The 9748-nt window shown below is 61.8% G+C and carries 7 protein-coding genes; 4 read left to right on the top strand and 3 right to left on the bottom strand.

Going from position 1 to position 9748, the window contains the following annotated elements; all coding sequences use genetic code 11:
• Positions 1-205: 205 nt before the first annotated feature.
• Positions 206-1696, bottom strand: coding sequence for a glycoside hydrolase family 28 protein (locus tag ACTHL0_RS23010; protein WP_440569268.1), 1491 nt, complete (start codon positions 1694-1696; stop codon positions 206-208).
• 422 nt (positions 1697-2118) lie between these two features.
• A complete protein-coding gene (locus tag ACTHL0_RS23005; RefSeq protein WP_440569267.1) occupies positions 2119-3141 on the bottom strand; it encodes a substrate-binding domain-containing protein in 1023 nt (340 codons plus the stop codon).
• Between the two features lie 184 nt (positions 3142-3325).
• Between ACTHL0_RS23005 and ACTHL0_RS23000 the strand changes: the two genes are divergently transcribed.
• From ACTHL0_RS23000 to ACTHL0_RS22990, 3 genes are all read left to right on the top strand, one after another.
• Positions 3326-4900: a glycoside hydrolase family 68 protein gene (locus ACTHL0_RS23000; protein WP_440569266.1), complete on the top strand. Its 1575-nt coding sequence runs from the start codon at positions 3326-3328 to the stop codon at positions 4898-4900.
• A 161-nt stretch (positions 4901-5061) separates the two neighbouring features.
• Positions 5062-6744 (top strand): glycoside hydrolase family 32 protein, encoded by a 1683-nt coding sequence (locus ACTHL0_RS22995; RefSeq protein WP_440569265.1) that lies wholly within the window; start codon positions 5062-5064, stop codon positions 6742-6744.
• 209 nt (positions 6745-6953) lie between these two features.
• Positions 6954-8186, top strand: coding sequence for a branched-chain amino acid ABC transporter substrate-binding protein (locus ACTHL0_RS22990; RefSeq protein WP_440569264.1), 1233 nt, complete (start codon positions 6954-6956; stop codon positions 8184-8186).
• Between the two features lie 90 nt (positions 8187-8276).
• Here the strand turns inward: ACTHL0_RS22990 and ACTHL0_RS22985 are convergent, their stop codons facing one another.
• Positions 8277-8681: a tautomerase family protein gene (locus tag ACTHL0_RS22985; protein ID WP_440569269.1), complete on the bottom strand. Its 405-nt coding sequence runs from the start codon at positions 8679-8681 to the stop codon at positions 8277-8279.
• 170 nt (positions 8682-8851) lie between these two features.
• On the opposite strand from ACTHL0_RS22985, the gene ACTHL0_RS22980 reads away from it, so the two are divergent.
• Positions 8852-9739, top strand: a complete 888-nt coding sequence (locus ACTHL0_RS22980) for a LysR substrate-binding domain-containing protein (protein ID WP_440569263.1) — start codon at positions 8852-8854, stop codon at positions 9737-9739.
• The last annotated feature ends 9 nt before the right edge of the window (positions 9740-9748 follow it).

Genomic DNA, 9748 nt, shown 5'->3' with positions numbered 1-9748 from the left:
GCGTGAATTCCATCTTGCCGGCGGGCGTGACGAACGGCCCCGACGCGTCGCTTTGCGCATGAGCGCAGGTCACGAAATGCGTTGCGGCGAGCGCAACGAGAAACAGTCGCTTCATCATTCCAGGGGTACCAATCCGTTTCGCCACGCGCCGACACGCCGCCGAAAAGGCGTGTCGGCCGCTCACCGCTAGCACCGGACATCGTCTTCAAATAGGCGCGCCCGGCACGACCGAAGTCAACGGAACGAACGCCCCGGAACAATCAACAGGCGCTCCATTTCCAGGCGCGCCCTGGATCGTCGTGTCCGTCGCACTCGAAGTCACAATCTCATTCGAAAAGCTCACAGTGCCGCTTCCGAGCGTGAAATGCGTAGCCTTCAGCGATTTCATAACCGGTTGCGCACCGTCAAACACCACGTTGTCGAGCGTAATGACGAGTGGGTTCTTCTGTCCGTTCTCCTCGTAGCCCGAGAACGTGACTTGCCCACCACCATAAGCAGCGCTACCGAGGTAGTGGAACCCGCTCACCGTGACGCCCGCGAAATTCGGATAGAGCGTCCCGCTGGCCGAACTGTAGAACGGATCGAAAACCAGCGGCTGCGCGACATTGCGCATGCAAACGTTGGTATAACGAATGCCATCGACGAGCCCGCCGCGGGAAGCATCGGACTTGATCCGCAGGCCGTTACCGTTAGGCGAATCGTGGCCGTCCACCGACAACTCCGTTACAACGACATCATGCACGCCCGCGTTCGTCTCGCTGCCAATGGACATACCATGCCCATAGTAAAAATGATTCCGCGCGAAAGTCATGTGATTGCTGCCGGGCGCGGCGCTCGCCTTGATCGCAACATCGTCATCGCCTGTACTGATAAACGAATAGGCGAGCAAAACGTTGCTTGACTGTCCCGGATCGAAACCGTCCGTATTCTTGACGGTATCGGGCGTGAAGCAGGTGGCCGTCGTCGTGCTGGCGCTCGGCGTCGTACCGGGTGCGCATCGATAACCCGGTACGCTGTACTCGAGACTTGGCGACAAGATCTTGATCCCCCACGCAATCACGCCGGCCGTGCCGTCGGTCACCACATGGAAGTTCGGCGAATTGAGCAACGTAACATCGTGCAGCGTGAAGTCGTGTCCGCCCGTTACCTGAACGAGGCGGGGATTCTGTTGATTCAGCCCCTGCGTCTTGTTCTCATAAGCAACATCCCACCAGCTCCGCTTGCCTGCATTGGGGCCGCTGGTCAGCAGGCTGCCGCCCCGCCCGTCGATCGAACCTTCCCCGACAATTCCACTGCCCGCGGTGTTATTCGCCAGGATCAGCGGATAACACGACTTCTTCTTCGACACGGTCGCCGTGCCGCACGTGCCCACCCCGTTGTCGAAATCAGATGGATTGCGCGACGCGGCCAAGGTCACGCCGCGATCGATCCAAAGCGTCACACCGGACTTCAGCCGCAGCGGGCCGCTCACAAAGGCGGACTCGCCCGCGGCACCCATCGTGAGCTTGACAGCCTGTCCGGACGGGCAAGCATCGATTGCCGCCTGTATCCGGCCGGTATCGGGCTGGGAGTGGTGTGGATCTGCGTCGAGCGTGTCGAGGGAACCGGCTACCGGCTTCAACGAAGCCGTAAGCGGCGTGCCGCAGACCGCAGTGGGCGCGGCAGGCGCTGAAACGATGCCCCATTGAGTTTGCACGGCGGTTTCGGAGCCGCTTCCGTTAGCGCTTCCATGTTGGCCGATGCTTGCCGAAGATCCGGCGCCGCTACCGGTTGTGCCGGACTGCGCGCCACTCGATCGCGAACTCGAGTGCTTAGTTTTGTGTGAATGCGAATGACTTGCATGCGCCGCCGAGGCCGCAAACGTGAGCGCGACCATTGCCGCAGCGGCAATAGCACGATGCCGAATCGGTGCGAGGTCTTTCGTTTGCTGAACGATCATTGAGTTTTCCATAGATTCTCTCGTTTCATAGAAGAAGTCGCGATTGGCTCCTCACGGCACGCATCGCAAACGTTTGCTACGCGAAACGCATTGTATTAGCGAAGAGAATCTGGATTTCCTTGTTATGTCGTAAGGAAAATCTTCTATGACAGAATGTCTATAGTCTCAGCAAGCCACAGCTATTTCCACACGGGACCGTCTGTATCCCCTGCCTCGATCAGCGGCGCTTCAAGCTGTTGCCCACAGGCGCCCTCTCCGATCAGCCTGAGCATCAGATTCGCCAGCGAGCGCCCCGTCGTCTGTCCCGTTGGCTGGACGACGGCCGTCACGCGATGTGAACCTGCTACGTCCGGCGACGACACGCCGTCATAAACAATCAACGAAATATCCTGCCCCATGCGCAGCCCGCTATCGACGACCGCGCGAAACGCGCCGGCGCCGCAGATATTGTTGTCGACGAACAGCGCCGTCGGCCGATCGCTGCGCGTGAGCAGCGCTTGCGCCGCCTGCAGCCCCCCCTCGCGTGTGAACGCGCATTCCACCAGCAGTGCGGGATCCGGCGCGATACCGGCCTCATGCATCGCGGTATGAAAACCCGCGCGCCGTTGAGCGGCGAAATTCAAAGCAAGCGGTGCGCTCAACATTGCAATACGCCGATGCCCAAAACCAATCAGCCGGCGTACGGCATCCCGTGCGCCGGCTTCATTGTCGAAGTCGAACCACGCGTAGGGCTCCGCGATCCGCGTGCGGCCATACGCGACATAAGGAAACGCGCATGACTGCAGGTAGGCGATGCGCGGATCGTCCACCAACGTGCGTGCGACGATCAGCCCGTCGACCAGTTTGCCTTCGACAAGTCGCCGGTAAGTTTCCAACTCGGCATTCGGCCGCGCGGCCACGATGATGAAATCGCGATTATCTTCGGCAAACCGCGCAGTCATTCCGGCGACGACCTCGCCAAAACGCGGGTCGCCCAGATCGTCGCCACCGAACGGATAGACGATCCCAATGACATCCGCCCGGCCGGTCGCCAGCCGCCGCGCGGTGGGATCCGCGACATAGCCCATTTCACGCGCAGCTTTCGCGACACGTTCGCGCGTCGCGGCACTGACATCCTCATAGCCGTTCAACGCACGGCTGACCGTCGTGCGCGAAAGCCCCAGCGCATCCGACAACGCCTTCAGGTTCACCTTTCCCGTCATTCCTTGCACTCCCTCTGCGGGCTCCCTGTGGAAGTCATTTCCAGCAATTATTACCACCCAGCAACGATTACCGTCAAAAATTTTTCTTTTGACGTCCAAACCGGTTTGAAATAGCATCCAAACCGGTTTGGATATCGATATTCACCCCGACGTTTCTTTCACCCTACTTGGAAACCACGCCGAGATGACGAATCTTTCCTTGCTTCGCTCGCCCAATCGCAAACGTTTGCTGCTAGCCGGCGCCGCGCTGTCCACCTTTGCGGTGGCTTCTCATGCGCAGACGGCCAGCGGCCCCACGCCCACCCCGCACACACAGCAGGCCTACGATCCCGAGGGCAACTTCACGATGCGATGGACACGTGCGGACATCCGCCAGATCGTCGCGCAATCGCACACCGCAGGCGCCGACAAAAATTCGCTGCCGCAGTCGCTCTCGATGCCCGACATCCCGCAGGATTTCCCGCTGATCAACTCGAATGTCTGGGTGTGGGATACCTGGCCGCTCGCCGATCTGCATGCGAACCAACTGAGCTACAAGGGCTGGGAGGTCATCTTCTCGCTCACAGCAGACCCGCATGCGGGCTACACGTTCGACGACCGCCACGTGCACGCTCGGATCGGCTTCTTCTATCGCCGTGCGGGCATCCCGGCCGCGCTTCGCCCTGCGAACGGCGGCTGGACCTGGGGCGGCCATCTGTTCCCCGATGGCGCCAGCGCGAAGGTGTTCGGCACGGCGCCGATGACGAACAACGCCGAATGGTCGGGCTCGGCGCGCCTCCTGCATGGCGATAACGTCAGCCTCTACTACACCGCGACGTCGTTCAACCGGTCCGCCCCCGGCGGCGCCGACATCACGCCGCCGATCGCGATCATCACGCGCGCCGACGGCCATATCCACGCCGACGACAAACACGTCTGGTTCTCAGGCTTCGACGATCACAAGGCACTGCTGCAGCCGGAAGGCCAGTACTACCAGACCGGCCAGCAAAATACCTACTTCTCTTTCCGCGATCCGTTTGTCTTCACCGATCCCGCGCATCCGGGCAAGACCTACATGGTCTTCGAAGGCAACACGGGCGGCCAGCGTGGCGCGCGCACTTGTACCGAAGCGGATCTGGGCTACGCGCCGAACGATCCTTACAAGGAAGATCTCAACGCGGTGATGAATTCGGGCGCAGTGTATCAAAAGGCCAATGTCGGCCTCGCGGTCGCAACGAACCCGCAACTGACCGAGTGGAAGTTTCTGCCGCCGATCCTGTCGGCGAACTGTGTCGACGACCAGACCGAGCGTCCGCAGATCTACTTGAAGGACGGGAAGTACTACTTGTTCACGATCAGCCACCGTACGACGATGGCGGCCGGTGTCGATGGCCCCGACGGCGTGTACGGCTTCGTCGGCAACGGCATTCGCAGCGACTTTGAGCCGCTTAACGGCGGCAGCGGCCTCGTGCTCGGGAACCCCACCGACTTCTCCGCACCGGCCGGCGCGCCGTATGCACAGGACCCGAATCAGAATCCGCGCGAGTTCCAATCGTATTCGCACTACGTGATGCCGGGCGGCCTCGTCGAGTCGTTCATCGATGCGATTGGCCCACGTCGCGGCGGCACCCTCGCGCCGACGGTCAAGGTCGACATTCACGGCACGTCGACATCGGTCGACCGAACGTACGGACACGGCGGTCTCGGCGGATACGGCGACATTCCTTCGAATCAGCCTGCGCAGGGACCCTGGCAGGACCGAGCCGGCAACACGCAATAACCGCAACGGCCATCACCGCGGCCACTCATCAGCGAGTGGCCGCACGCATTGTGCACATGCCGTCGGCGTGTGCCGTTCGTCCCAATCCTGTCCCCACGCGCGCCTCGCTGGTTGGTCTGCGCGCCCTTATCCCGCTTCGCTGTCCGAAGCCCAGCCCACGTATGAGATTTTCCGCTTCCCGCTTCCCATTTCGTATCGCGTCGATGGTGTTCGCGAGTGCGTTCGGCACGCAACTGTCCGCAGCGGCTGCTGCCCCGCCCTCCATCGACGGGACTCAGCAATGGCGCCCTTTGATCCATTACGCCCCACAACGCAACTGGATGAACGACCCGAACGGTCTCGTGTACGACAACGGCGTCTATCACCTGTTCTACCAGTTCAATCCGCTCGGTAACGATTGGGGCAACATGTCGTGGGGCCACGCGACCAGCACAGACCTCGTCCACTGGCATGAACGGCCCGTTGCGATGCGCGGCAACGCGGTCGAGGAAATTTTCTCCGGCTCGATCGTGGCGGACACCCACAATACATCTGGCCTCGGCACGCCCAGCCACACGCCCCTCGTCGCGTTGTACACGAGTGCCTATCAAGCGGGCTCCGGACACGCGCCCGGCACCCAGGCGCAGTCGCTCGCCTATAGCCTTGATCACGGCGCAACCTGGCAACCGTACGCCGGCAATCCGGTGCTCACGCTCGATCCGGAATCGAAACAATTCCGCGATCCGAAGGTTTCGTGGTACGCGCCGGGCGGGTTCTGGTTAATGACGACGGTCGTGGCGGACGCGCAAGTGGTCAAGCTCTATCGCTCCGACGATCTGATCCATTGGGCCTTTCTCAGCGACTTCACGGAGCCGGGCGTACCGCACGATGGCGCGCTATGGGAAATGCCCGACCTCATCCCGCTGCCGCTCGATGGCGATCCGAAACGGATCAAGTGGGTCATGATCGTCAACGTCAATCCGTGGTCGATCGCTGGAGGCTCCGGCGCGATGTACTTCGTCGGCCACTTCGACGGCCGCACATTCACGCCCGAGCGCGTCGCGCCAGCCGGTTCGGACCCCGCCCGGTTCCATTGGGTCGATCGCGGCGCCGACTTCTATGCGGTCGGCACGTTTTCCGGTGCCCCGAGCGCGCACCCGGTCGCGATGGCATGGATGAGCAACTGGGACTACGCAGCTCAGGTACCAACCTCCCCCTGGCGCGGCGCCATGACCTTACCGCGCGAGTTCGCGCTGAAGACAGTCGATGGAGAACCTCGGTTGATCGTCACGCCCGCTGCTTCATTCGAGTCATGGGCGAACCGGCAACCCGCGACATGCCTCGGCGATCTATCGGTCACGTCGGCTTTGCGCGAGCTGCCGGCCGCGACTCGCGGCGTCGCACAGCGCATCACGCTATCGCTCTCGCCGCACGGTGCCGCGCGGGCGGGGCTCATTGTCCGGCGCTCAGCGGATGGCGCGCTCGGCACGAGGATCGCCTACGACACCGCACAACAGACGCTGACGCTCGACCGCTCGCAATCGGGCAACGCGAATTTTTCAGCCACTTTTAGTCAGCGGCACATCGCCAATCTGCCGCTCGAGCACGGAGCAGTGAAACTCGAGATCGTGATCGACCGCGGTTCAGTCGAGGTATTCGCGAACGGTGGCCGCGTGGTGCTCACCGATCTAATCTTTCCGCCGGGCAACGCAGACCGCATTGCCCTGTTCGCCGAGGGTGGCAGCACGACCTTTTCCGCACTGACGATCACTCGGCTCGAAGGGCCGGATAAGGACAGCGCATCCGGCGAATCGTCCGATAAGACGGTGCGCAATTCCTACAGCAAAACCATCCACGGCCTATAGCGGGGCTCGCAACATCGATCCATGATCGGGCGCAGCAGTCCCCCTCGGGTGGGGACATCGAGATCGTCGGCTTAGGTAGCACGCGCATGGGCGACGCCGGAGCGGGCGACGCTGGAGCGCGGCACAGCCCAAGCCATATTTGCGTCATGACAGTGTGGCAAGAATCGCCCGCGCTCGCGCGGTGTTCGTCGAAAGTGGGGAGTGGCAAGATGACAGTTGGACATGCAAGCAGACGTCATGCGCCTGGCCGGCGCAGGCATGCGCCGTTCAGCCCCCGTCGTCTCGCGTCATTCTCATTCGCGGCGTTGATCGTTGTAGCGTTCACGTTGACGTCCGTGCCCTACATCGCGCAAGCGCAGGACGCCATCAAGATCGGTGTGCCGACGCCCCTCTCCGGTGCGTACCGGGACGCCGGCACCGATATATTCGACGGTGCCCAGCTCGCCGCGAATCAAATCAACGCGGCCGGCGGTGTGCTCGGCAAGAAGCTGGAACTGGTCCAGCAAGACGATGCTTGCAATCCTGACAAGGCGGCGACAGCGGCGAGCGAACTCGTTTCCGCGAAGGTCGCAGCCGTTGCCGGCGGCTATTGTTCGAGCGCGGCGTTGCCCGAGCTCAACGTATTGCATGAAGCGGGCATTCCGTATGTGCTCGATGCGTCGACAAGCCCTCAATTGACCGAACATGGCTGGACCAGCGTGTTTCGCACGATCGGCCGGGCCGACGCGCAAGGCGGTTATGTCGCCAGCTTTATGTCCGGTGTGCTGCATGCGAAAAGCGCGGCCGTCATCAACGACGGTTCGACCTATTCCCAGGGGCTTGCGCAGGATACGATCGCGGCACTTAAGCGAAACGGCATCGTGGTCGTCTACGACGCGGCGCTCACACCCGGGCAGCGCGATTACCGGGACATCGCCGTCGCGGCGGGACATTCAAAGCCAGACGTGCTCTACTTCACCGGCTATTATCCCGAAGCTGCGGCCTTGGCCAAAGACATACGCGCGCTCGGCCTACCGATCAAGTCCTTCATGAGTTCCGGCACAGCGGATCCGTCGTTGATCCAGACGGGCGGCGCAGCTGTCGAGGGCATGATCGTGACCACTTCGCCCTTGCCCGCATTTTTCAAGAGCGAGCGTGCGCACCAGTTCTCGGCGGCATACGAGGCCGCCTACAAGCGCGGGCCCGGCCCCTATTCGATTTATGAATACGATGCGATCGGCGTGACCGCGCAGGCCATCAAGAATGCGAAGTCGACCAAGCCCGCGGATATCGTGACAGCGCTGCATGCGCTCAAAAGCTTTAACGGTGCGACCGGCAAAATCGCATTCGACGAGAAAGGCGACCGGGCGAGCGCCGCTTATATGGCGGTAGAGATTCGTCACGGCAAGTTCGACCCATATGCCAGCTTGGACGGCAAAGGCCGTTGGGTGCTTTGGAAGTAGTGCCCTCGCAGCCGGCGCGCGCGAGGGATGGGCAACACCTGCCGTTGCCCGGCCGGGTTTAAGACTGCGTTGGCGCGATCGAACACTCCTTTAACAATCCTCGCCGCGCTGCTGCCCCAGCACCATTGCGAAAGCCCCATTGCCGACCGACCAGTCGGAGTAGTCGTTTTCGTGGACAAAGATAAAGATGTCTTTACGCGACACACCGGCTGCTTCCAGATTGTGTGCAATACCGGCATAGAGGTTTTTCTTCATCGCATCGCTACGGCCGCGCCGCATGGTGATCTCGATCACCACCACGCGCTCCGAGCGGGCGATACCGTTAAAGCTACGGCTGCAGAAGAACTGCTCTGGCGCGTAGTGCGACACCAGATTGAACAGTTCATCGGATGGCATCCCGATCGCGTCGACCAGGGCCTCATGCACGCCCATGACGATGGCTTGCCGCTGCTCGGGCGAGGTGTCTTGCGCAAGGGCGGTCCGGATGAATGGCATTTGATTTTTTCTCGAAATGAGTACAAGGAATTCGCCCGCCTGCGGTTCGCCTTCGTGCTTAGCATCACGTTTTCGGCAAATATGAAGCGGAACGAAAGCCTTTATAGCGTCCATCCGCAGCTGGCAAAAGCGATTAAAATGCAGCGGCTATTTGCATTTTTCTCACAAAGATGAAACGTCGACTGCCGCCCCTGAATGCCCTTCGCGCCTTCGAAGCTGCCGCCCGGCTCGGCCGCATGACAGCCGCTGCAAGCGAACTGAGCGTTACGCCGGGTGCAATCAGCCGGCAGGTTCGGCAATTGGAAGACGTGCTGGGCACCGCGCTGTTCGAGGGAAGCAAGCAACGGCCGGTGCTGACCGAGGCGGGCCGGCTCCTGTTGCCGACAGTATCGGCGGCGTTCGATCAGATCGAGGGCGCTGTCCGTGCGGTAAGCGACGAACCCGGCGGCACGCTCGATGTCTCCTGCTTCGGCACGCTCGCCATGCGATGGCTGATTCCGCGCTTGTACGACTTCAACGCAGCCTGTCCCGACATCGACGTGCGAATCAGCGCGGCCGACCGCGAAGTCGACATCGAGCGCGAACACTACGACGTCGTGATCTCCACAGACGACGGGCACCATGCCGAGCGCGTCGCGGTCAGCGCGCTTTTCCCCGAGTGGCTGGGGCCCGTGTTATCTCCCCAACTGGCCGCAACGCTCAACTGGAAATCGTCGACGGGGCTACCGGGCAAACTGTTGCTGCGTACTCGTACGCGCCCCGATGCATGGTCGCTTTGGGCGCATTGCGCAGGTGACGTTGCGCCGGACGCCGGGGGGCAAGTATTCGAGCACTACTACTTCACGCTGCAAGCCGCCACGGCTGGATTAGGCGTGTGCGTAGCACCTTGGCATCTGGTGATCGACGACCTTCAAAGCGGACGATTGGTCGCGCCGCTGGGTTTTCGTCGAAGCGGCAAGCGGTACGTCCTGAAGCGGCGCGCGCAGCGCAGCATCAAAGCGGATCGATTTTGCACATGGCTCGCGCGGCAGGCGGCCGGGATGCCGGATCCCGCGTAACGCGCGGGG

Origin of the sequence: Trinickia sp., assembly GCF_051961175.1 — a bacterium.
In the GTDB taxonomy this organism is placed as follows: Bacteria; Pseudomonadota; Gammaproteobacteria; order Burkholderiales; family Burkholderiaceae; genus Trinickia.
The sequence above is the reverse complement of the archived record's forward strand: the minus strand, read 5'-3'. Positions and strand labels throughout refer to the sequence as shown.

Excerpts from the sequence above, each read along its gene's own strand:
- ACTHL0_RS23000 (WP_440569266.1), top strand. The coding sequence starts at position 3,326 with ATGACGAATCTTTCCTTGCTTCGCTCGCCCAATCGCAAACGTTTGCTG.
- ACTHL0_RS22990 (WP_440569264.1), top strand. The coding sequence starts at position 6,954 with ATGACAGTTGGACATGCAAGCAGACGTCATGCGCCTGGCCGGCGCAGG.
- ACTHL0_RS22985 (WP_440569269.1), bottom strand. The coding sequence starts at position 8,681 with ATGCCATTCATCCGGACCGCCCTTGCGCAAGACACCTCGCCCGAGCAG.
- ACTHL0_RS22980 (WP_440569263.1), top strand. The coding sequence starts at position 8,852 with ATGAAACGTCGACTGCCGCCCCTGAATGCCCTTCGCGCCTTCGAAGCT.
- ACTHL0_RS23005 (WP_440569267.1), bottom strand. The coding sequence starts at position 3,141 with ATGACGGGAAAGGTGAACCTGAAGGCGTTGTCGGATGCGCTGGGGCTT.
- ACTHL0_RS22995 (WP_440569265.1), top strand. The coding sequence starts at position 5,062 with ATGAGATTTTCCGCTTCCCGCTTCCCATTTCGTATCGCGTCGATGGTG.